Source organism: Agrobacterium sp. FDAARGOS_525, from assembly GCF_003938925.1.
Classification (GTDB): Bacteria; Pseudomonadota; Alphaproteobacteria; order Rhizobiales; family Rhizobiaceae; genus Agrobacterium; species Agrobacterium pusense.
In genome coordinates, this window is record NZ_RKIU01000003.1 from 1,140,300 (window position 1) to 1,162,623 (window position 22,324).

At 58.5% G+C, this 22,324-nt stretch carries 25 protein-coding genes; 10 read left to right on the plus strand and 15 right to left on the minus strand.

Annotation, left to right across the window (positions count from 1 at the left end):
- Window positions 1-4 precede the first annotated feature (4 nt).
- From EGT36_RS06655 to fabA, 5 genes are all read right to left on the minus strand, one after another.
- Window positions 5-598 (minus strand): TadE/TadG family type IV pilus assembly protein, encoded by a 594-nt coding sequence (locus tag EGT36_RS06655; RefSeq protein WP_037089524.1) that lies wholly within the window; start codon window positions 596-598, stop codon window positions 5-7.
- Window positions 595-1,191 carry a TadE/TadG family type IV pilus assembly protein gene (locus EGT36_RS06660; RefSeq protein ID WP_004439213.1) on the minus strand — a complete coding sequence of 199 codons (597 nt, stop codon included), beginning with the start codon at window positions 1,189-1,191 and terminating at the stop codon, window positions 595-597. The genes EGT36_RS06655 and EGT36_RS06660 overlap by 4 nt, the downstream gene beginning before the upstream one ends.
- A 186-nt stretch (window positions 1,192-1,377) precedes the next feature.
- On the minus strand, window positions 1,378-2,184 hold the full coding sequence (gene fabI / locus EGT36_RS06665; protein WP_022555382.1) for an enoyl-ACP reductase FabI: 807 nt from the start codon (window positions 2,182-2,184) through the stop codon (window positions 1,378-1,380).
- A 6-nt stretch (window positions 2,185-2,190) separates the two neighbouring features.
- Window positions 2,191-3,414, minus strand: coding sequence for a beta-ketoacyl-ACP synthase I (gene fabB / locus EGT36_RS06670; RefSeq protein ID WP_006699799.1), 1,224 nt, complete (start codon window positions 3,412-3,414; stop codon window positions 2,191-2,193).
- A gap of 75 nt (window positions 3,415-3,489) precedes the next feature.
- Window positions 3,490-4,005, minus strand: a complete 516-nt coding sequence (gene fabA / locus EGT36_RS06675) for a 3-hydroxyacyl-[acyl-carrier-protein] dehydratase FabA (RefSeq protein WP_003507274.1) — start codon at window positions 4,003-4,005, stop codon at window positions 3,490-3,492.
- A 316-nt stretch (window positions 4,006-4,321) separates the two neighbouring features.
- Here fabA and irrA point away from each other — a divergent pair, with 316 nt between their 5' ends.
- Window positions 4,322-4,741, plus strand: coding sequence for an iron response transcriptional regulator IrrA (irrA, locus tag EGT36_RS06685; RefSeq protein WP_003493135.1), 420 nt, complete (start codon window positions 4,322-4,324; stop codon window positions 4,739-4,741).
- A 75-nt stretch (window positions 4,742-4,816) separates the two neighbouring features.
- On the opposite strand, the gene EGT36_RS06690 is transcribed toward irrA, so the two are convergent.
- Entirely contained in the window at window positions 4,817-5,455 is a 639-nt protein-coding gene (locus tag EGT36_RS06690) for a trimeric intracellular cation channel family protein (protein ID WP_004439220.1), read from the minus strand.
- Between the two features lie 77 nt (window positions 5,456-5,532).
- Between EGT36_RS06690 and EGT36_RS06695 the strand changes: the two genes are divergently transcribed.
- The gene (locus tag EGT36_RS06695) at window positions 5,533-6,051 is read left to right on the plus strand and encodes a hypothetical protein (protein WP_052114180.1); all 519 of its coding nucleotides are present in this window, start codon (window positions 5,533-5,535) and stop codon (window positions 6,049-6,051) included.
- A 12-nt stretch (window positions 6,052-6,063) separates the two neighbouring features.
- Here the strand turns inward: EGT36_RS06695 and EGT36_RS06700 are convergent, their stop codons facing one another.
- Window positions 6,064-6,774, minus strand: a complete 711-nt coding sequence (locus EGT36_RS06700) for a YoaK family protein (RefSeq protein WP_037089520.1) — start codon at window positions 6,772-6,774, stop codon at window positions 6,064-6,066.
- A 205-nt stretch (window positions 6,775-6,979) separates the two neighbouring features.
- Here EGT36_RS06700 and EGT36_RS06705 point away from each other — a divergent pair, with 205 nt between their 5' ends.
- The 8 genes from EGT36_RS06705 (at window position 6,980) to EGT36_RS06740 (ending at window position 14,260) form a co-directional block, all read left to right on the plus strand.
- Window positions 6,980-7,921 (plus strand): ABC transporter substrate-binding protein, encoded by a 942-nt coding sequence (locus tag EGT36_RS06705; protein WP_004439226.1) that lies wholly within the window; start codon window positions 6,980-6,982, stop codon window positions 7,919-7,921.
- Between the two features lie 134 nt (window positions 7,922-8,055).
- Window positions 8,056-8,829: an ABC transporter permease gene (locus EGT36_RS06710; protein WP_037089516.1), complete on the plus strand. Its 774-nt coding sequence runs from the start codon at window positions 8,056-8,058 to the stop codon at window positions 8,827-8,829.
- The gene (locus tag EGT36_RS06715) at window positions 8,829-9,614 is read left to right on the plus strand and encodes an ABC transporter ATP-binding protein (RefSeq protein ID WP_037089514.1); all 786 of its coding nucleotides are present in this window, start codon (window positions 8,829-8,831) and stop codon (window positions 9,612-9,614) included. The genes EGT36_RS06710 and EGT36_RS06715 overlap by 1 nt, the downstream gene beginning before the upstream one ends.
- A 34-nt stretch (window positions 9,615-9,648) precedes the next feature.
- Window positions 9,649-10,386, plus strand: a complete 738-nt coding sequence (hutC, locus tag EGT36_RS06720) for a histidine utilization transcriptional repressor HutC (RefSeq protein WP_125270148.1) — start codon at window positions 9,649-9,651, stop codon at window positions 10,384-10,386.
- A gap of 189 nt (window positions 10,387-10,575) precedes the next feature.
- Window positions 10,576-11,733 carry a tonB-system energizer ExbB gene (gene exbB / locus EGT36_RS06725; protein ID WP_037089509.1) on the plus strand — a complete coding sequence of 386 codons (1,158 nt, stop codon included), beginning with the start codon at window positions 10,576-10,578 and terminating at the stop codon, window positions 11,731-11,733.
- Window positions 11,734-11,739: 6 nt separating this feature from the next.
- Window positions 11,740-12,225, plus strand: a complete 486-nt coding sequence (gene exbD / locus EGT36_RS06730) for a TonB system transport protein ExbD (RefSeq protein ID WP_006699793.1) — start codon at window positions 11,740-11,742, stop codon at window positions 12,223-12,225.
- Entirely contained in the window at window positions 12,222-13,151 is a 930-nt protein-coding gene (locus EGT36_RS06735) for a TonB family protein (RefSeq protein WP_006699792.1), read from the plus strand. Before exbD ends, EGT36_RS06735 begins: the two co-directional genes overlap by 4 nt.
- Before the next feature lie 119 nt (window positions 13,152-13,270).
- On the plus strand, window positions 13,271-14,260 hold the full coding sequence (locus EGT36_RS06740) for an Ldh family oxidoreductase (protein WP_022555390.1): 990 nt from the start codon (window positions 13,271-13,273) through the stop codon (window positions 14,258-14,260).
- Window positions 14,261-14,480: 220 nt separating this feature from the next.
- Here the strand turns inward: EGT36_RS06740 and EGT36_RS06745 are convergent, their stop codons facing one another.
- From EGT36_RS06745 to phnD, 8 genes are all read right to left on the minus strand, one after another.
- Entirely contained in the window at window positions 14,481-14,726 is a 246-nt protein-coding gene (locus tag EGT36_RS06745; RefSeq protein ID WP_037089505.1) for a response regulator transcription factor, read from the minus strand.
- A 455-nt stretch (window positions 14,727-15,181) separates the two neighbouring features.
- On the minus strand, window positions 15,182-16,222 hold the full coding sequence (locus EGT36_RS06750; RefSeq protein ID WP_037089502.1) for an AraC family transcriptional regulator: 1,041 nt from the start codon (window positions 16,220-16,222) through the stop codon (window positions 15,182-15,184).
- An 86-nt stretch (window positions 16,223-16,308) separates the two neighbouring features.
- Window positions 16,309-16,905 carry a phosphonate metabolism protein/1,5-bisphosphokinase (PRPP-forming) PhnN gene (gene phnN, locus EGT36_RS06755; RefSeq protein ID WP_037089499.1) on the minus strand — a complete coding sequence of 199 codons (597 nt, stop codon included), beginning with the start codon at window positions 16,903-16,905 and terminating at the stop codon, window positions 16,309-16,311.
- Window positions 16,902-18,038 carry an alpha-D-ribose 1-methylphosphonate 5-triphosphate diphosphatase gene (locus EGT36_RS06760; RefSeq protein WP_004439239.1) on the minus strand — a complete coding sequence of 379 codons (1,137 nt, stop codon included), beginning with the start codon at window positions 18,036-18,038 and terminating at the stop codon, window positions 16,902-16,904. Before EGT36_RS06760 ends, phnN begins: the two co-directional genes overlap by 4 nt.
- Window positions 18,035-18,733 carry a DUF1045 domain-containing protein gene (locus EGT36_RS06765; RefSeq protein WP_169692069.1) on the minus strand — a complete coding sequence of 233 codons (699 nt, stop codon included), beginning with the start codon at window positions 18,731-18,733 and terminating at the stop codon, window positions 18,035-18,037. The genes EGT36_RS06760 and EGT36_RS06765 overlap by 4 nt, the downstream gene beginning before the upstream one ends.
- Window positions 18,734-19,007: 274 nt before the next feature.
- The gene (gene phnE, locus EGT36_RS06770) at window positions 19,008-20,357 is read right to left on the minus strand and encodes a phosphonate ABC transporter, permease protein PhnE (RefSeq protein ID WP_037089497.1); all 1,350 of its coding nucleotides are present in this window, start codon (window positions 20,355-20,357) and stop codon (window positions 19,008-19,010) included.
- Window positions 20,357-21,343 carry a phosphonate ABC transporter, permease protein PhnE gene (gene phnE / locus EGT36_RS06775; protein WP_004439242.1) on the minus strand — a complete coding sequence of 329 codons (987 nt, stop codon included), beginning with the start codon at window positions 21,341-21,343 and terminating at the stop codon, window positions 20,357-20,359. The genes phnE (EGT36_RS06770) and phnE (EGT36_RS06775) overlap by 1 nt, the downstream gene beginning before the upstream one ends.
- Window positions 21,344-21,413: 70 nt before the next feature.
- Complete coding sequence (gene phnD, locus EGT36_RS06780; protein WP_004439243.1) at window positions 21,414-22,319, minus strand: phosphonate ABC transporter substrate-binding protein; 906 nt, start codon at window positions 22,317-22,319, stop codon at window positions 21,414-21,416.
- Window positions 22,320-22,324: the final 5 nt, after the last annotated feature.

A 22,324-nucleotide genomic window follows, 5' to 3' on the forward strand; every position in this document is an offset into this window, starting at 1 on the left:
GCATTCAGCAATTGCTGCAGACTGTCTCCGCATCGCGCTGCTTGAAGAAATAATCGCGGCCGATGGTGATCGACTTGACGCCAGAGGAGGAGATGTCGGTCATGAACATCAACAGTTCATGCGGGACAGAAAGTTCGACATGGATGAGGAAGCTGTCAGCAATCAGCAGGCGGGTCGGCACCACCACCGCAGAGCCGACCGCATAGGGCCGCTGGTTCTTCTCATCCCAGGACCAGGTGATTTTCGCCTGTTTCTGAGCATCGATCTTGATACCGCTGATTTTCAGGCGGAGACCCTTCGTGCTATAGGGCGCGAAGACTGCGGATGCTACATCCCCCATGCCTGCAAGATAGGTCTTGTCTACAGAACCCGTTTTCGAAATCAGGTCGTTGATCGTCGCGGCGGCGCTGCTTGCCCGCTTGTAGGTATTGTAGCCGATGGTGAGTTCGAAGGACGTCACATAAAGTGCGAGCAATATCGGGAAAATGATCGCGAATTCCACCGCGCCAACACCGCGGCGATCTCTTGCGAAGCGTGAAGCAAGCGCAATGAAACGCAGCCTGCCTTGCGTCACGGCGGCAATCAGACCTGCCATCAGGAGCCCCCGCTTGTCGTGTATTTTTCGTTCATGAAAGCGTCGGTCGCGACGATCAGGAAGTGAGAAGGCATCGATCCATCGGCCGGGCGAATTTTTGTAAGATAGGGGCGAATGATATCGGCGGTCACGCGCCAGCGATAATAGACACGCAGCATGTTGATCGTTTCCGGCCCACCCGGCTTGAAGCCGAATTGCGCCGTATCAAGATCGTAATATTCTCCGAAGGCCTTCAAAGGTATGGCGGTGGGGATATCCTTGAAGGTGGTGAAGGAGCGAAGATCGATATAGAGCTTCTGTTCCGTTTTGATCTCATCCGCCGAGCAGGTGATTATCACCGAGACTTCGTTGCAGAAGTTCTTTCGGAAATCTTCTTTCGAAATCGAACTGCTGATCTGCCCCGTCCTCAGCCGCCGGGCCATGCTTTCGGTGGCATTGACGACCACCTGCTCCGCGATCATGGCGATGAAGGTTTCGATGATTGCGAAAACAACCAGGAAATAAGGGATGGCGAGGATCGCGAATTCGATGGCTGCGGTCCCGTCGCGCGAAACTCCGAATTTTTCCAGCAATGGCTTCAGTTTGGCCAGTCGCATGAGGCAGTGTCGATCTCTAAGCATATGCGGCAAGCGCAACCGTTGAATTGTTGCGGACCATAATCAACCGATGTTTAAAATCAGTTACCTCGGTGATTTATACTTTAGTGATTTATGAAAATGACACAGACGCCAAATGAAAAAAGCCCGGCACGGTGCCGGGCTTTAATAAACGAGGGACGGTGATTATTCCGCGTCCGCTTTGGACAGAACCTCGAGCGTGGGTGTCGAGGTGATATTATAGCCGCAGTCTACGTAATGGCACTCGCCCGTCACGCCGCGCGAGAGGTTGGACAGAAGGTAGAGCGCAGACCCGCCGATATCGTCGATATCCGCCGTCCGTCTCAGCGGCGCGTTCTTCTGGTTCCATGCGTAAATGGCGCGCGCGTCGGAAATGCCCGCACCTGCGAGCGTGCGGACCGGACCGGCCGAGATGGCGTTGACGCGGATATCGCGCGGGCCGAAATCTGCAGCGAGATAACGCACGGAAGCCTCGAGCGCCGCCTTGGCAACGCCCATGACGTTATAGTTCGGAATGACGCGCTGCGAACCGTTATAAGTCAGTGTCAGCATGGAGCCGCCATTCGTCATCAGCTCGGCGGCGCGCTTGGCGATTTCCGTGAAGGAGAAACAGGAAATGACCATGGTGCGGCTGAAATTCTCGCGCGTCGTATCCGCGTAAAGGCCCTTCAGCTCGTTCTTGTCGGAGAAGCCGATGGCATGCACGACAAAATCCAGCGCGCCCCATTTTTCGCGAATCGTCTGAAACAGCGCGTCCACAGAAGCGATATCTTCGACATCGCAAGGCACGATGAAGTCGGAGCCAAGTTCCGCGGCGAGCGGTTTGACACGCTTGCCGAGCGCTTCACCCTGATAGGTGAAGGCCAGTTCCGCGCCCTGTGCCGCAAGTGCCTTGGAGATACCCCAGGCGATGGAGTGATTGTTAGCGACGCCCATGATGAGGCCGCGTTTACCCTGCATGATGCCGTTCATGGGCAATTATCCGTTATGACGCTGGAAGACGAGCGTGGCGTTGGTACCGCCGAAGCCGAAGGAATTGGATAGGATGGTGTCGATCTTGGCATTGTCGATGCGGCTGCGAACGATCGGAACGCCCGCAAATTCCGGATCGAGTTCGGAAATATGCGCGCTCTCGCCGATGAAACGTTCCTGCATCATCAAGAGGCCGTAGATCGATTCCTGTACACCAGCCGCGCCAAGCGAATGGCCAGTCAGCGACTTGGTCGACTGGATGTGCGGGATCTTATCGCCGAAGACTTCGCGGATCGCGCCGATTTCCTTGCTGTCGCCAACCGGCGTCGAGGTGCCGTGGGTATTGATGTAGTCAATGTCGCCCTTGACGGTGGAAAGAGCCTGCCGCATGCAGCGGATTGCGCCTTCGCCTGAGGGGGCAACCATGTCGTAACCGTCAGAGGTCGCGCCATAACCGACGATTTCGGCATAAATCTTGGCACCGCGTGCCTTTGCGTGTTCCAGCTCTTCGAGAACCAGAACGCCCGCACCGCCGGCGATGACGAAGCCGTCGCGGTTGACGTCATAGGCGCGCGAGGCGACGTCCGGGGTCTCGTTGAATTTGGACGACATGGCGCCCATGGCGTCGAAAAGGTTCGACATCGACCAGTCGAGGTCCTCGTGGCCGCCAGCGAACATCACGTCCTGCTTGCCCCACTGGATCATCTCGGCGGCGTTGCCGATGCAGTGCGCCGAGGTGGAGCAGGCCGAAGAGATGGAGTAGTTGACGCCGTGGATCTTGAACCAGGTCGCGAGCGTGGCCGAAGCGGTGGAGGACATCGCCTTCGGCACGGCAAACGGACCGATGCGCTTCGGGCTGTTGTTCTTCAGCGTAATATCGGCAGCTTCGACGATGGTGCGGGTGGAAGGACCCCCCGAGCCCATGATGATGCCGGTGCGCTCATTGCCGCTGATATCGCTCTCTTCCAGACCGGAATCGGCGATTGCCTGCTTCATGGCAACATGGTTCCACGCGCCGCCCTGCGACAGGAAGCGCATGGCGCGGCGGTCGACCAGATCGGTGGGGTCGAGAGAAGGCTTGCCCCAGACCTGGCACTTGAAACCGTGTTCGGCAAAATCCGGCGAAAAAGAAATGCCGGATTTGGCATTGCGCAGCGACGCGGTGACTTCAGCGGCATCACCGCCGATGGAAGAAACAATACCGAGGCCGGTGACAACAACTCGTCTCATGAAAGGGACCTTTTCTTAAGATTTCGGCTGGACAACCGAAGCCGCCCGGCGTTTGTCTGAACTATTCCGTCTGCCTCAGGCAGCCTTTTCCTTGGACAGGCCGACCCGCAGGTCTGTCGCCTGATAAATGGTTTCGCCGTCCGCCTTCAGCCAGCCGTCCGCAGTTCCAAGCACCAGACGGCCACGCATCACGCGCTTGAAATCAATACCATATTGAAGGAGCTTGGTGTGAGGGCGCACCATGCCCTTGAACTTCACTTCGCCAGTGGAAAGCGCCATGCCGCGGCCTTCTTCGCCCAGCCAGCCGAGGAAGAAGCCGGTCAGCTGCCACATGCCATCAAGGCCGAGGCACCCCGGCATGATCGGGTTGCCCTGGAAATGGCAGGGAAAATACCAGTCATCGGGGCTGACATCATATTCGGCACGGATGAAACCCTTGTCGAACGCGCCGCCGGTTTCTGAAATTTCGGTGATGCGGTGAACCATGAGCATGGGGGGCAATGGGAGCTGTGCATTTCCCGGGCCGAACAATTCGCCGCGACCGCAGGACAGGATCTCCTCGTAATTGTAACTTGATTGCCTCGTTGCCATACCGCTTTCACTTCCCCAATTACTGGTGTTGATCGACTTCACTAGAGCAAGTTAGGTTCAAAATGAAGCGCTGCAAGGGCAGAGGCGGTTCCGCCCCCATTCTTTGTCTTCGAACCTTCTTTGCAGAAGTCATTACCTCAATATGCCGTCCGCATACAGGAACCATCCGGCCGGAACCAGAGGAAATTTGCAGGAATGGCCGGTTTGCGGCCATTTGCGACACTCGGCGGCGCTGAAACTATTGAAAGCATTCCCTGCAAAAGATATATGCTATTGCAATTGACGGGTGGCATACCTCTGTTTGGAATGGGATTGCATGGCATTTGACGCCACATTGGATATCGGAACGAGGCTGCGGCGCTCTGGGCTGAGGCCCACGCGCCAGCGCGTGGCTTTGGGCGATCTTCTCTTCGCGAAAGGTGACCGCCACCTCACCGTCGAGGAACTGCATGATGAGGCTGTGACAGCTGGCGTGCCCGTTTCTCTCGCCACGGTCTACAACACGCTGCATCAGTTCACCGAGGCCGGTCTCATCCGGGTTCTCGCCGTGGAAGGTGCCCGTACCTATTTTGACACCAACGTGTCGGACCACCATCACTTCTTCGTGGAAGGCGAGAACGAGGTTCTCGATATACCTGTCAACAATCTCCAGATCGGCAATCTGCCGGAAGCGCCTGAGGGCATGGAAATCGCCCATGTGGATGTGGTGATCCGCCTCCGCCGCAAGCGCGGCTGAAGTTCTTCGGTTCGACAATGGATGTGCAAATGGCGCCCGCGGGCGCCATTTCTGTTTTCAGCGTCGTTCCATGGGTCACTTCATGACATCTTCCGGGCGTCTGCCGGGCTTGCCTTTATAGGGCGGGAAAGTCCAGCCGAAGATCAGCGCGCCGGACCGGATCCCAAAGGCCATCAGCACGCCCGCTGCCGAAGCGGCGTAAAGCGGCGCGCCGAAGAAATAGACGACAATGAAGGTGGAAGAGCCCAGAAGCGCGCAGGTGATGTAGATTTCCGGCCGCAAGAGCACGGACGGCTCACCGGCGAGAATATCGCGCAAAACCCCACCAAATGTTGCCGTCAGAACGCCGGTGACAATGGCGACAGTTGCCGAACCGCTTGCTGCGAGGCCCTTGGCCGCTCCCATGACGCAATAAGCAGAAAGGCCGAGCGCATCGAGCCAGATCAATACCCGGTAACGGGATTCGAACAGATGTGCCGTGAAGAACAGCAGCACCGCCACCGAGACGCAGACGAGAATATAGGTGGGGTTGATGACCCAGAACACGGGCGTTCTGCCGAGCACGAGATCACGCACCGTGCCACCGCCGATACCGGTGGCCGCCGCAAAAAACAGGAAGCCGATCAGGTCGAGCTGCTTGCGCGAAGCGGCAAGCGCACCGGTTGCGGCAAAGACGGCCACGCCGGCATAGTCGAGAAAACCCAGAAGTGTCATGAAAAGGTTCCCCCCGGAACACGGGCGGCGAACACGTCAGTGTCGCGCAAGCACTAAACTCTAGGCTGGCCGCCCGGATGATCGCAACATCCATAACCCAAACGGATGCAAAGGAAAATGCCGTGCGAATCGCTCTCGTTGCCGCTCTTCAGGCGCTGGTTCTCTTGATGTTCCCGGTGGCGCTCTCGGCGCAGCAGCAGCTGGTGAGCGATCCGGAGATTTACGAGAAGGATCATTTCCGCAACGAGTGCAAGGCGGCAGCATTCGGCGACGATTTCGTCACACGCCTGGATATCAACAATGACGGGTTGATGGATGCCGTCGTCAATCACGGGGTTCTGGATTGCGACGGCGAAAAAGGCCGCGCTTGTGATGACGAGGGATGCCCCTATAATTTTTACGTGCAGGTGAAGGAGGGCGGCTACCTGATGATCGCGACGGCCCGCATCTACGGTTATGACTTCATCAAGCGTTTTGGTAACATGGTCTTCGTGCTGAAGATGCATCCGCGTTATTGCGAGCGTACTGATAAGGAGCCCTGCCTGATGACGGTGCGGGTGCGCGGGACAAAATTCGTCACGATCTCGCGAAAGTGAGCGCAACGGTTGCTACGGCGTAATCCGCCGGATTTTCACCCTCTGATTATAGCGCTGTCGGAGTGAGCGCGGAATGATGAGTGTGGCGATGGCGACAACGAAGACAGCGACCGCCACGACCCAGAGAGCATCCGATTGCAGCTTGGCCCCGAGAACGGCACCGCACATCGCACCGCTCAGCATGCCCAGCCACGGCACGATCTGGATGCCCCAATCAAAGCTCCGGTCACCGAGAAGAAAGCGGCCGATGCCTCGGCCGAAACGGGAAAGGGCGCCCGTCACATAGGTTAGGCCGATCGGCAGTCCCTCGATATGCTCGACGGCCGCATTGACCATGCCCATGGCGAAGACCACGAGGTAAAATTGCACGAGGCCCGAGGTCTCGCCACGAAGCAATGCCGAAATGGCCACAAGCGATCCGACCGCCATGAGGACTGCAAAGATACGCCGCTCGAACTTGTGCGCCACCACGATCCCGCCCGCGTTGCCCGCCACAAAGGCGATGATCGCGACAAGGAGTTTCACGGCGTGGGAATAGATGCCGGCTTCCGCTGAAACCGCGGCGCGCGTGGTATTGCCGGTCATGAAGGATACGAAGTCGCCGGAAATATGCAGTCCAACCGCATCCGTCATGCCCGCGATGAAGGAAATGGCGGCAACCAGCGCGATACCCGTGCCGGTCCTTCTGGCCTTGATGATATTACGACGTCTCTGTCTGGTCATGGAGAGCTCGATACGGGAAATCGTTGGGCCTGCTCGCCGGCCGCGTTCTCTATGTCTAGAATGGCTGGCCGTGCATTTGCAATCGTTCCAGGGATGTGCGTGCGCTTTCTGTTTTGTCTAGACAAATACAAAATGCCTGCCTACGATGCCTCAAATAAAGCGAAAAACAATGTCGCACAAAAATAAATCAAAAGGGGTTCCGATCATGAAAAAAACCTGGGTTTTCGCCGCTGTGGCGGCGCTTTTCTCATCCGCTTCCGCCTATGCCGAAACGTCCGTGACGATAGGCATGTCGGGCTGGACGGGTTTTGCACCGCTGACGCTTGCAAAACAGGCCGGCATTTTCGAAAAGAACGGCCTGAAGGTCGAGATCAAGAAAATCCCGCAGGCCAGCCGCCATCTCGCTCTCGCTTCCGGTGACATCCAGTGCGCCGCCACCACGGTGGAAACCTGGATCGCCTGGAACGCCAATGGCGTGAAATCCACCCAGATTTTCCAGATGGACAAATCGCACGGTGCCGATGGCATCGCGGTGCGCAGCGATGTCGCAAAGGTCGCGGACCTCAAGGGCAAGACGGTGGCCGCGTCCGCACCGGGCACCTCTCCTTATTTCTTCCTCGCCTGGATCCTCAAGGAAAACGGCCTGACACTGAAGGATGTGAAGGTCGTCAACCTTGAGCCGGGGCCGGCCGCGCAGGCTTTCGTCGCCGGACAGAACGATGCAGCCATGACCTATGAACCCTATCTCTCTACCGTGCGCGCCGCTCCCGACAAGGGTAAGATTCTTGCCACGACACTGGATTATCCCGCGGTTATGGACACGTTTGGCTGCACGCCAGACTTCCTGAAGGCCAATCCGCAGGCAGCCAAGGCTCTGGCGGACAGCTATTTCCAGGCACTTGATCTTATCAAGGCCGATCCCGAAAAATCCTATGCGACGATGGGCGCGGATGTGAAACAGTCCGGCGAGGCCTTTGCCGCTTCGGCAAAATTCCTCGAATGGCAGGACAAGGCCGCCAACCAGAAATTCTTCGAGGGCGAGTTCAAGACTTTTTCCGAAAAATCGGCTGACCTGCTGCTCGAAATCGGCGTGATCAAGTCGAAGCCCGATCTTTCGACCCTCGCGGACACGTCCTTCATCAAGTGACGGAAACAGCCAGCTGCATTTCCCTCTCCGGATATTGCAGCCAGTAAGAAGCGCGACAGTGTTCCCGCGTCTTGAGTGCGGGAACATGGTGATGGCGTGGCGAAGTGCCGCGCCGGTTCGGGACAGGCGACAGAATGCAACCACTTCAACCCATAAAGAACAGCACGAGGATAGCGCTCGGCATCCTGTTCTTCGTGCTTTTTTTCTCTGCCTGGGGCTTTGCCACGCTGGGCGGTTTCGTGTCGCCGACCTTTCTGGCCGACCCCGTCACCATGCTGAAGGATGGTATCTATCTGCTGACGGATCAGGGTTTTGCCAGCGATATCGGCATGACGATCTGGCGTGTCGTGGGCGGTTTCGTGCTGGCCTCCGTAGTCGCCGTCCCTCTCGGTATCGCCATGGGGGCTTATAAGCCCATCGAGGCGCTGCTTGAGCCTTTTGTCTCCTTCGCGCGTTACCTTCCGGCTTCCGCCTTTGTGCCGCTGCTCATTCTCTGGGCCGGCATCGGCGAGATGCAGAAGCTGCTGGTGATCTTCATCGGCGCCGTCTTCCAGATCATCCTGATGGTGGCTGTGGCCGTCGCCGGCACGCGGCGGGATCTGGTGGAGGCCGCCTATACGCTGGGCGCGAGGGATCGGGGCGTGGTGCGTCGAGTCCTCATTCCCGCCAATGCGCCCGACATTGCCGAAATCCTCCGTCTCGTCCTCGGCTGGGCCTGGACCTATGTCATCGTCGCGGAACTGATCGGCGCCTCCTCCGGTATCGGCTACATGATCATCAACAGCCAGGCGCTGATGGCGACCGGCCAGATCATCTTTGGCATCATCGTCATCGGTGTTATCGGCCTTATCTCGGATTTCGCGTTCAAATCGCTGAACTGGAAGCTTTTTGCCTGGAGGCTTGCCTGATGAGCGAACTCGTTATCAACGGCGTCAGCCGCATCTTTCCAGGCGTACACGGCGGGCAGCCGACGCTGGCCCTGCAGCCCACCAATCTGGAAATCCCGCGCAATGATTTCGTTACCATCCTCGGTCCTTCGGGATGCGGAAAATCGACCCTGCTGCGCATCATCGCCGGGCTTGACCGTCCGACAACGGGCGAGGTGCTGTTGTCAGGCAGGGCGGTGACTGGCCCGGGGGCGGACCGCGGCATGGTGTTCCAGTCCTACACGCTGTTCCCTTGGTTGACGATCCGTGAAAACGTCGCTTTCGGCCTGCGCGAACGCGGCGTTGCGGAGAAGGAAAAATGGGAGATCGTTGACAGCTATATCGACAAGGTCGGCCTGCGTGGTTTCGAAAACCATTGGCCGAAACAACTCTCCGGCGGCATGCAGCAGAGAACGGCCATTGCCCGCGCCCTGGCAAATGGCCCGAAAATCCTGCTGCTCGACGAGCCTTTCGGCGCTCTCGACAATCAGACCCGCGGGCTGATGCAGGAATTGTTGCTCGGCATATGGGAGCGTGAGCAAAAGACGGTCATTTTCGTCACGCACGATATTGAGGAGGCGGTTTTCATGGCATCGCGCGTGGTGACCATGTCTGCGAGGCCGGGCCGTATCAAATCGATCACGCCGGTCGACCTGCCGCATCCGCGCCACTACACCGTCAAGGCCAGCCCGGAATTTTCCGAACTGCGTGCAAGGCTGACGGAAGAAATCCGCAGCGAAGCGATCGCCGCCGCCGCTCACGGATAGCAGGGTATGGAACGGGGAGGATAGAAGCATCGGGATGAGGGGCACAGGCGCCGATCTTCAGGAAAAGTCACTGCACGAGCGAATCCGCAACGATGTGGAGCGCCACATCATGTCAGGCGAATGGCCGCCGGGATATCGTATCCCATTCGAACACGAAATGACCCGCCAATATGCCTGTTCGCGCATGACGGTGAACAAGGCTTTGGGAGAACTGGTGCAGCGGGGTCTTATCGAAAGACGCCGGCGTCTCGGTAGTTTTGTCCGTCAGCCCCACGCGCAATCGGCCGTGCTGGAAATCCACGATATCGAACGAGAGGTGCAGGCACTTGGGCTGGTTTACAGGTATCGCCTCGATCAGCGGCGTCTCCGGCCTGCGGGTAAAGACGATGGAGCGGCTATGGCGCTTGCGGCCGATGCGCCCGTGCTGGAACTCACCTGCACGCATTTTGCGGGTGGCGTCCCATTTTGTCTGGAAGAGCGCCTCATCAATGTCACTGCTGTACCGGAGGCCGAGTTTGCCGATTTTTCGCAGATCGGCCCCGGAACGTGGCTGCTGAAGATGGTGCCCTGGAGCGCTGCCGAACATCGCATCAGCGCCGTCTCGGCCGACCGCAAAAATGCCGCTGCGCTGGGTATCCGATCGGGAGCCGCCTGTCTGGTCATCGATCGCCGGACCTGGCACGGAACGGATTACATCACCCGCGTGTCGGTCACCTATCCCGGTGACCGACACGCGCTCGTTGCGCAGTTTTCGCCTTCGCAGAGCAGCTGAAGACGGTAGATCGGTCAATTTTTTGTAAAGAAGAGTTTACGGGTCGTCTTTTGGCAATATAATAGTTGTCAAAAGAACTCAGGTTTATTATCGGAACGTCAAGCTTTTACGACGGCATCCGTTATGACCCCGGTTTCAAACCGGTCAATCTGCGGATGGGTTCATCGACGGAAATCCGGGATAAAAAACATGTCAGTTGCGACCACCACTTCTTCCGCGTCTCTCAACAAGGCAAGCAGGACACGGCGCATTTCCCTTGCCACGACGGTTACCTTACTGGTTGGATTGAGCGCCGGTGCGGTTTTCGCTCAGACGGCATCCGAACCCCAGATTCAGTCCGCACCGCAAGCGGAAACGGTCCAGCCGGCACAGCCGTCCCCACAAACCCCGGCGGCGCCGGACGCTCCAGTCGTTCAGCCGAACCAGCCTTCCATGCCCGCACAGGAACGGCCGGCAGCCGTGGCGCCTGCACAACCTCAAAACAATGAAGCCGCGCCTGCAGAGCGCGCACAATCTTCAGTCGCTCCCGCCCTGACACCCGAAGGTGCCGCGCCGACCAACGAGGTTTCAACCCCGGTAGAGCCCGTCGGCGTCGACCCGGCAAGTGCCGAACATCGCGCGGATATCCCACACAACCTGTCCCCCTGGGGCATGTTCATGGCGGCGGACTGGGTCGTGAAGGGTGTCATGATCGGTCTGGCCTTCGCCTCGCTGGTAACCTGGACGGTGTGGGTTGCAAAGTCGGTTGAACTTGCAGGTGCGCGTGTTCGGGCCGGCGCAACGCTGAAGGTCATTCGCAAGGCGAAAACTCTTAACGAAGCTACCGAGGCTGTCGAGAAGAAAGGCGGACCTGCGGCGCTCATGCTGCGCATGGCAACTCATGAAATGCAGCTTTCCGATGCTGTGGTCGAACATACCGATGGCGGCGGTATCAAGGAACGTGTCTCCTCGGCGCTGTCGCGTATCGAAACCCACGCCGGTCGCCGCATGTCACGCGGGACGGGCGTTCTGGCAACGATCGGTTCCACCGCCCCCTTTGTCGGCCTGTTCGGCACCGTCTGGGGCATCATGAACTCCTTCATCAGCATTTCGGAATCGCAGACCACCAATCTCGCCGTCGTCGCGCCCGGCATTGCCGAAGCGCTTCTGGCCACCGCCATCGGCCTCGTTGCCGCCATTCCCGCAGTGGTGATCTATAACGTCTTCGCGCGCTCGATCACCGGATACCGCCATCTGCTGGCGGATGCCGCAGCGGGCGTGGAGCGCCTCGTCAGCCGCGACCTCGATTTTCGCCGCATTCCGCCGGGCAGCACCAGCAAACCCGCAGTATCGCTGGTTGGACGGTGATCGGACATGGCTGGAGGAATTCGCGAAAACAGCGGTGACGATCTCTCCGAAAACCATGAGATCAATGTCACGCCCTTCATCGATGTGATGCTGGTTCTGCTCATCATCTTCATGGTGGCCGCGCCACTCGCCACCGTCGATGTGAATGTCGATCTTCCCGCATCCACCGCAAAACCCGCGGAGCGACCGGAGGAGCCGCTGTATCTTACGGTCAAAGACGATCTCTCGCTTAATCTGGGCAATGATGCGGTGGCCCGTGAAGCCTTGGCGGCCGCCATCGACCGCCAGACGGGTGGCAAGAAGGATACCCGCATCTTCCTGCGTGCAGACAAGGCGGTTGATTACGGCCACTTCATGGAAATCATGAACCTGCTGAGAGATGCCGGTTATCTGAAGATCGCCCTTGTGGGGCTGGAAAATGCCGCTGCCGTATCGCAGCCTCCGGCTGCTGGCCAGCCCGCCCCGTCGGCGGTGCAGGAAGCGACGCCATGAGTGAAAACGGCTATCCACAGGCCCGACATTCCCGCCTTTGGGAGGTGACGCTGTGGTCCGCCGCGGCGTTGCTGATGCTCAGCGTCCATGCCGGGTTCGCTTATTATCTGATGCAGGAGCCGGATGAGCTTGAGGCCGGCGGGCCGCCCCCCGCCGCCATCATGATCGAAATGGCGGCGATACCGGAAGCCGTCCAAACTGAAGAAACGACGCAGGCACAGGATGTCGAGGACGCCGAAGAAGTGAAGAGCGACAGCAGCGAACCGGTTGAGGAAGCTGCTCCTGAAGAGACCCCGCCACCACCTGAACCGGTTGCCGAAACGCCGCCGCCTGAGCCGGTGCAGCCGCCTGAGCCACCGGTCGAGGAGATCGTCGAACCGCAGGAAATTCCCGAGCCGGTTGAGCCTGTCGATCCCGTTCAGGAGCAGATGATGGCGGAACTTGAAAATGTCGAGGTCCCCTTGCCCGTCATGCGGCCTCCGCCTCCGCCCGTCGAAAAGAAGGTGGAAAAGAAAGAGCCTGAAGAGAAAAAGAAGGTCGAGCGCCAGCGCCCCAAACCGCAGCAGGCCTCGGAACTGCGTGAAACTGCGAAGGCGGAAGCCCAGCAATCCGACCGCACGGCCGCATCGCGCAGCAATGCCGGCTTCTTTTCTTCGTCATCCGCCTCCCCGGCAAAATGGGGATCGAAAGTCCGCTCGCACATTCAGCGCCGCAAACCACGTTCACTCCGCAGCGATGCAATGACTGCGACGGTGCGGTTCCGTGTCAATGATGCCGGTGCCATCAGCGGTGTCAGCGTTGTTCAGTCCACCGGCGATTCGTCCGTGGATCAGCAGATCGCCGCCTGGATTCAGAGCGCGTCGCCCGTGCCCGCCCCGCCGCCGGAAGCAAACAGGACGATCACGCTGCCGATCAGCATCCGCTAGCAGCTCCCCTGGCGGGACCGATTTTTTCCGACCTGTCCCGTGGTGTGGCCTCAATGATATTTCGCGAATGTTTTCGATGGTGTAGGTCTTGACGACATCACAAGCAGAGGCATTCCGGAATGAAATTCTCAATCGCAGAGGCGGAGGATCTCGTATCCTCTATCTTTGAGCGCAACGGCGTCCTACCGCAAAACGCCCGCTCGGTGGCAAAGGCGCTCGTCGCCTCCGAGGCCGCCGGGCAGGGTGGTCATGGTTTTCGCCGTATACCCGTTTACGTGCGTCAGGCCCGTGTAGGCAAGGTCGATGGCAAGGCGCGTCCGGTGGCCACACGGGTGAAGCCCGGCGTCCTCTCTGTCGACGCCAATCATGGTTATGCCTATCCGGCGATCGATCTCGCGCTTGAGGAATTGCCTGAAATGGCGCGCCAGCAGGGGATCGCGCTCGCCGCCATCCACCGTTCCCATCACGCCGGCGTCATGGCGCTGACTGTCGAACGTATTGCCGAAACGGGTCTCGTGGCGCTGATGTTCGCCAATGCGCCTGCGTCCATGGCGCCATGGGGCGGCAGCAAGCCGCTTTATGGTACGAACCCGATTGCCTTTGCCACGCCCGTTGGCGGCGCTGATCCACTCGTCATCGATCTGGCTCTCTCCAAGGTCGCACGCGGAAAAATCATGGCGGCGCGCCAGAAGGGGGAGACGATCCCGGGCGACTGGGCGCTTGACAGAAATGGCCGACCGACCACCGATCCGGAGGAGGCCATAGAAGGAACCATGGTTCCTGCGGGCGAAGCCAAGGGCGCAGCGCTGGCGCTGATGGTGGAAATCATGGCCGCTGCAATTACCGGCGGAAACTTCGCCTTCGAGGCCTCCTCCCTTCTGGACGACAAGGGTGCGCCCCCCTCGCTCGGACACACCATTATCGCAATAGACCCTGTATCATCAGGCGGCTCTGCCTTTACCGAAAGGCTGGCTCTCATCGCCCAGGAGATAGAAAAACAGGAAAATGTCCGCCTGCCCGGTCGCCGCAGCCAGGGTATCCGCAAACAGGCGTTGGAAAGCGGTATCGTGATCGAAAGCGATATTCTTGGCGAAATTCAATCGCTTTGACCGGACATTAAAAACCCGGCGGGTCGACCGTGACCCGCCGGGTAAACCGTAAATGGCTGCGGTTATCTGCATCGATGGGACCGGACATCATGTCCAGCCGCCATTTGGTCCGCCGATCCCGCCATTGATATGGAAGGATTTTGACGCAGAAAGCCGCTCATCCGGTTTTCAGCTTCCGGAAAGGACTTTGTCGCGGAAGCTTGAGTTGAGCAGGTGGCGATTATGCCTCCTGTTCGATCAGGCCGCGCAGCAGGGCAATACTGACGGTATTCAGCAGATTGGTCGCACCCAGCCTGTGGCGCACCTTTTCCAGAGTATCCTTGACGTCCGCCTCGTCGGCGCCGACTATCACGGCGACGTGTGAGGGATGTTTGCCCCGCGCGACCAGCCCCAGATATTGCCGCTCACGCTCCGAGAGGACGACTTCATGCATCTGGCGATGTTCATGCGGCGTATTTGAAGACATTTCTTTCAGCCTCAAAAAAGATTGCCCTTCCCGGGCAGGAGCAGGCAGTGTTCATTCTCCGACACCAGCTCGTTGGCCGCTCCGTCCACACGCGAACAGAAACGCCAATTTCGCCAATAGGTTTCATCTGGCCTCAGGAGTTTTGCGGTAAGGGGCCGCTTTCGCAGCCTGTAAATCCGATGCGGACGTTCTATTCCAGCCATTGAGGGCCTGCGACAACGACGCCCAGCGACGACAATCTGTCTGGCGTAAAATGCAGTTTCAAAGCTTTGGAATGTTTTCGTCACACCCGAAGGAGATCGGCGCTCTAATAATCGATGTGTTCCACCGATAAAATAACATGACGCGCCAAGTTTTTCATTTTATTGTTATGTTTCGGCACACATCGCGACAACTGTTGATATATTCATCAACTTTAATGCCTCGTTCCGAAATATTGATGCTGTAGCCATGTATTATCCGGCGGAATGATGCGCGTGTTTCCGGCGAATATCCGTAGGTGTTGCCCCGAACCAGCGGGAAACGGAGCGGGAAAATGCACCTGGGGTCGAATATCCAAGCCGGTAACTGATGTCGGAGACCGGAAGATCACTTTCCACCAGAAGCTTGAATCCGGCATTCTTGCGAATGGCATCCTTTATCTCGTTGAGATTGGTCCCGAGTTCGGCAAGGCGCCGCTGAAAACTGCGTTCCGAAAGGTTGAAATAAGGGGCAATCTCGCTGAGCGAAAGCTCCGCATCGGAAAGCCTCATCTGCATATACCGCTTCACCTGATCGATGAAATGCGTCGCGTCCGCCGATGTCTCCGGTCGGAGCATCCGGCACTGCAAATTCATCAATTCGAACAGGCGTTCATCGGCGTTGGGATTGGCCACCTCAAGGAGAGATAAGGGAAGGCGCATGGTATGGATCGGTTGGGAAAAGCTGATCCGCTTCGTCATTCTTTCTTTAAATAATTGAATATTATCGGGTTTCGGTCGCTCCATCCCAATCTCGATCTGATGGATGCGCTCTCCCAGAATATCGCGGAGTCGCTGTATCAGGATTGCCAGGGACAGATCGACATATTGATCACGCTTGACAATCACCGGTGCAAAAGACCATGACAGCGTCACCCCGGTCGCATCTGCAACCATGGTGAAATTGCTGTTATTGGTCGCATAATAGACGTGATCCTGAAGAAAGCGCAGAAACGCCCGCACCGTCGGGGCGCTGATCAGGCCATATCCGAAAGCACCGGACGCGCCGGCGGGAAAAGTGGAGGCGCACTGCAATCCGAAAGCGTCGTCGCCGGATATCAGGGCGCAGGTTTCCAGCAGACGGCATAATCTATCGAGGCTGATGCGCTCTGTGAGACTTCCGAAATTGTCGGGATCGATCTCAAGAGCCTTGCAGATGGGCGCGATATCGATGCCACGCCCCCGCGCATAATTGTTGACGCCGGCGGCCAGACCGGCCACCACAGTTATTTCGTCGCTGAGCCTCTTTTCGGGCATCCCTAGCCTTGGCGTACCATGTTTGGAAATTGTCGCCTGATGGTAAGCCTCGCGCACCCGTTTGTCGAGCAGCGCGGCCGGGGATTTTATGTACGGTTGCGGACGCTTTGCTCCAGAAGCTGCATCATTGTTTTTCCCGCATCTTCGATCGCGCCGCTGTTGTCCACAGTGATCACGTCAAAATCGCCGTCGACACAGAGAGCACTACGTTCCAGCCGTCGCAGGATATCGTCGCGGCTCTCCCGTCCTCGCTGTTCCAGCCTTCGTGCCAGAACCTCCGGTCGCGCCACGATATTCACGACCTTCAGGCGGGAAAAAGCAATACCGAACTGAGGCAGGGCCGACCGGGAACCGTTGGCGATAACCACGTCCCCGGCGTCCAGCTGACGATAGACAGCGGCCGGAATGCCATATTTCAGCCCATGCGCCTGCCAGGAGACTGCGAAAGCGCCTTCACTCTCAAGCCGGTTGAATTCCTGCATGGAAACTGCGTCGTGGTTTTCACCGCCCGCGTCGCCACTGCGGGTAATGACGCGGCGGGTGAAGTGAAAGCCCGGCCGGCCGGACAGCTGCATTGCCGCATAATCCATCAGCGTATCTTTGCCGGCCCCGCTGGGGCCGACAATGACGATCATGGTTCCGGGCGATCCCTCGCGCCGGCTATCTTGTCCGTCGCCGGTCATGCCACGCGCTTGCCCAGACGCCAGACGGAACGTGCCACGGGAACGCCATCTTCGCGGTGAACCCGGACCAGATCGGCCCGCAGACCGCCGGCTATGCGGCCGCGGTCGTGAAGACCAACGGTCCGCGCTGGTGTGGCCGTGACCATACGCAGAGCTTCCGGCAGCGTGATGGCTTCCACCTGATCGGCAAGCAGGAACGGCGCGAAGAGCAGGCTGAAGGGCACGTAGTCGGAAGAGAGAACATCCAGAACACCAATTTCGGCCAGGTCGCGGGCGGCGATGTTGCCGGAATGGGATTTGCCGCGAACGATGTTCGGGGCGCCCATCAAGACACTCATGCCGGCGCTGTGCGAAGCTTTTGCCGCCTCGACGCTGGTGGGAAATTCCGCCAGCTTCACGCCGTGACCAATTGCTTCGCCGACATGCGCTTCGGTTGCATCGTCGTGGCTCGCAACGGTGATTCCACGCTCGGCGCAGCGGGCAGCCAGATAATCACGATGTTTGGCGGAATATTCCGCCGATGCCGCCTGCCTGCGCCGCACGAATTCGGCGAACGCCTCGTCGCTCAGACCGCGCTTCTTCTGATAATAGAAAATATACTGGTCCATCGACTGGAACTGGCGCTGGCCCGGGGAATGATCCATCAGCGAAATCAGCCGCACGCGCGGATCGGTTTCGAAATCTTCAAAATGCTCCAGCACATCGGCGGAAGCGACCTCACAACGCAGATGCAGCAGGTGGTCCGAGCGCAGGCGGTTCTGATCCGCCGCCGCCTCGATGGCGTCAGCCATTTCCCGCATTTCACCTTTTTTGAAACCACCGTCTTCATCCGAGCCAAGTCGCAGGCAATCGAATACGGTGGTGATGCCGGAGGCCGCCACCTGTGCGTCATGGGCCTGAATGGCGGCAATCTTGTCCCAGATGACACCGGGGCGCGGCGAATAATGCTGCTCGAGATGGTCGGTATGCAGTTCCACCAGGCCGGGAATCAGGAAATCGCCTTCAAGATCTTCTCCGGTCTTGGAGGCGCCTTCGCTGATATCGGCGATCTTGCCGTCGCGGATCAGAACGGAGCCCAGAATAATATCGTCTTCCAGAACGATACGGGCGTTGGAAAGGGCGTGCTCAGTCATGGTGTCGCATCTTCCTTTGGCTGCTGGCCAAGCGGGTGCCAGCTGTGAACGGTGAAGGGGGCGCCGCGCGTTTCTTCAATGAACAGGGCGAGGCCGGAAACGGTGAGGGGTTTGTCGGTGAATTCGGCAAATCGTGCGGTGAGAAGCTCACGCACGGCGGGCTGTTCGCTTTCGTCGATCCGGCCGGTCAGCGTCATGTGAAAACGGAAATCATCCATGACATGCGGATAGCCCCAGAGCGAAAGATTTTCCCGCTGGCTTTCGGTCAGCATCTGCGGCCGGCGGCGGGCAATATCTGTTTCGGACAGGGGGGCGCGGAACCGGTCGAAATGATCCACGATCTCCGCTGCAAAGTCTTGCAGCGGCTGGTAAATGCGATCCGGCACCAGGGCGAAGAATGGCCCAAGTGCACCAACCACGATACGCGGAATGTCAAAGGCCGGCTGGCTTGCAGCAAAGTCCGCCACGGCCACCAGCAGCTCTGCTTCGCTGTATTTCTCGGACAGCTCGAAAGGCGCTTTCAGGGTTGCGTGGAAGCCATAACGGCGGGGCTCTTCCGTCATCTCCGCATAGTCGGCATGGTCATCATGCAGTCTGCCGGAAAACGCGTTTCGTCCAAGCCAGCGGGATGCCGTTTCGGTCAGAGGATGATCTTTAGCCGGAGAAAAATAGATGGCATAGCGCACGGCAAGCACTCTTCGGTGTCATGGAAAACCAGGGATGAGAAGCTATTTGGCGTGACTCGCCCGCCTCCCGCAAGGTCAGGAGTGCGAAGTAATCTCTTTCCGTGACAGAATGATGATGCGGATGGAAAAAAGCGCACCCGGAACCTCATAGAGGTTCCGGGTGCGCTTGGGGATAAGTTAGCCCTACGGACGCGGAACGGAGAAAGGATCAGTTGCTTCTCCTGATGTGCGGGGCGGGATGACGAACGCTTGCGGCGTCACGTGAAGTCCCGCCTTACCGGGTTTAATGCTGCGTTTTTCCGATCAGACGCGAACGCAGCGAGTTAGAAATGTGGTCGAACAGGAAAACGACGAACAGGATCAGCAGGACCATATAGGCCACCTTGTCCCAGTCGGCATTGGTGCCCATCGCTTCCAGCAGTTTCAGGCCGATACCCCCGGCTCCCACCGCACCGATGATGGTGGCGGACCTGGTGTTGCTCTCCCAGAAATAGAGTGACTGTGAAATGAACACCGGCAGAACCTGCGGCAGCACGCCGAAGCGATTGACGGCAATCGGCGAGGCGCCGACCGATTTGACACCCTCGCGCTGCTTGTCGTCGACATTCTCCAGCGCCTCGGCATAGACCTTTCCGAGCGCGCCGGTATCGGTGAAGAAGATCGCGGCAATGCCGGGGATCGGTCCCGGGCCGAAGCTGCGGGTGAAGAACAGTGCCCAGATGAGCATGTCGATCGAGCGCAGAAAATCGAAAAGGCGCTTCATGCCCCAGTTCGCCGCCCTGTTCGCGGTGATGTTGCGTGCGGCGATAAAGGCGAGCGGCAGGGCAACGACGGTGCCGAAAAGCGTACCCACGAAAGCCATGACCAGCGTTTGCATCAGCTTGGACAGGATGTCGGCGTGTTGCCAGACACTGTTGTCGAGAAAATCATCGACCATATGGCTGAGATTGGAGCGCGCGGGATCGAGCCTCTCTTCCCAGAGAGCGAGAGCGGCAAGCTCGCCATAACCCTTGCCCCAGAATTCCGATTTCGTATCGAACAGGAAGTTCGCCCATCCAAGGAAACGGCGCTGCACATAAACCTGACTGGTGCGGATTTCCGCCTGACCGGCGAAACCGTAATGCACCAGCACCTTCTTGCCGTCCTGCTGGATTTCGGCAGGCAGCCCCTGTGGTGCAACAACGCCGTCGTCGTTGATCATGACGGGATAGTTCTTGCCGTCGACATAGACATCCACGCGGGTTGGCGTCACATCGAGGCGGTTTTCCGAACCCACATAAACAACGCTGTAACCGCCATCGGGCAGGGGTTGCAGCCAGTCGATCTTCGCATCGACCGGATATTGACCGCGGCTCGACCATTGCGGTTCAACCTTGCCGGCTTCGAAACGGAGGCGCGGTTGGGCGCGCCAGGAATACCAGTCCTGGATGTAGCTGGAGGCGCGATCCCATCGGCCCTGCATGAAAGCCGGACCAACATTGAAGAGGAAAAAGCAGCCGACGAGGTAGGCGGTGACGGCAAGAAGTCCGACAAGCAGACCATATCGCTGCATGAAACTGCGATTGAATACCTCAGGATGCGCAGCCGTCAGCCTCTCGCGCTCGGCAGTGTTGAGAATGAAGCTGGAAGACATCAGGCCGCTCCCCGTCCGAATTCGAAGGATTGATGGCCGATCAGCCTGCGGCGCAGCCAGCCGGAAAACTGATCGACGGCGATGATGGTGATCAGCAGCAGAATGATGATGGCATAGGTCTTCGACGCATGATCATTGCCGATGGACAGCCGGAACACTTCGCCGATGCCGCCGCCGCCCACGGCGCCGATGATGGTGGAGGCGCGCACGTTGATTTCGGCGCGCAACAGCGCATAAGAAACGAAATTTGGCAGCACCTGCGGCACGATGGCGAAACGCACCCGCTCCAGCCAGTTGGCACCGGCGGCGCGCAGGCCTTCATCCGGCTTCATGTCGGCATTTTCCACCACTTCGAAGAAGAGCTTGCCGAGAGCGCCGATGGTATGGACCGAGATTGCGATGATCGCCGCGATCGGACCGATCGACAGAATGGCTGTCAAAAGCCCGGCGACGACGATTTCAGGAAAGGCGCGCAGCACTTCCATCACCCGGCGCACCAACCAGCGCACAAGGCCGGCGCCAACGAGATTGGTGGAGGCGAAGAAGCAGAGCACGAAGGCGAAGCCGGTGCCGATGATTGTCGAGACCAGCGCAATATTGAGAGTGATGATCAGCTGGTAGATGAAGTGCGGGATGTAGAAACCGCTGGTGATGTAAACGCGATCCGCGACATAGTTGTATTTCAGCGAACCGTCCGCATAGGGCGACGGCAGGTCAAACATGGCCCGGAAGATTTCCAGCGGACTATCGGGTACGAAGGTCTTCATGAAATCGAAGAAATAGGGCAGGCGCTCGAAAAATTTGCCTGAGTTGGCCGCATTGGCGAAATTCAGGGAGGCGGCAAGGATGACGAGAAAGATCACGAGCGAAATGACGGTATAGATTCGCCGAGTCGCAAGCTGCTGTTGATAATGACGCATGACCGTCTGGGACGATGCGCTCAATCCTTCTGGCGAGAAGGTACCATGGTGCAGTGTGGTCGCCATGCCGCTTTTCCTTTATTTGCAAAAGCGGCGGCGCCGCAAGGCACCGCCGCTTCCGGATATGATCTGAGGATCAGCCGCCGATAACCGACTTACGGGCGTCGATGATCGTCTGGTAGAAAGACGGATCGACCTTGATGTAGGCGGTGTTCTTGCCCTGGGTGAAGCCCTGGAAGCAGGCGAGGTCCTTCTTCGGCAGTTCCATGAAGAAGTTTTCGACCTTCTGCTTCATCGCGTCGCCGAGCTTGTTGGTGACCATCAGCGGGCCGTTCGGGATCAGTGGCGACTTCCAGACTTCGACGATATCGTCCATGTCAAGGTTGCCCTTCTTGACCATCTGGTAGAGGTTGCCGGCCGTGTAGCCTTCTTCCCACTTGCCCACGCCCGAACCAAAGGTGGTGCCGACATCGAACTTCTTGTCGAGAACGGCGAGAACGAGGTTCTCATGGCCGCCGCCAAAGCCGGTTTCGGAGAAGTATTCCTTGACCGGAACGCCGGTTTCCTTCGGAATAGCGACGTTCGGAACGAGGAAGCCGGAAGTGGAATCCGGGTCCGCGAAGCCGATCTTCTTGCCCTTGGCATCAGCCAGCGTCTTGATGCCGCTGTCCTTGCGGGCAACCATGATCGTGTAGTAACCGGTCGAGCCGTCAGCGCCGGCGGTGGTCAGAATCGGATCAACGGCCTTCGGATCGGCCAGGGCGATCTTGGCGTAGGAAGAAGCGCCCATGGAGGCGATGTCGATGGTGCCGCCGAGCAGACCCTGGATGACGCCGTTATAGTCCGGCGATGGGAAGATCTGAACTTCGGAAACGCCGGTCGCGGCCTTCAGGCCATCGGCTACGCACTTCGTGTTGCGGATCTGGTCCGCTTCGTTTTCGGAACCGTCGAGACCGATGCGCAGGACCTTGACGTCCTGGGCCATGGCGGAACCGGCCAGAACGCCAAGGGCGACTGCCGAAAGAAGGATTTTCTTCAACATGGACT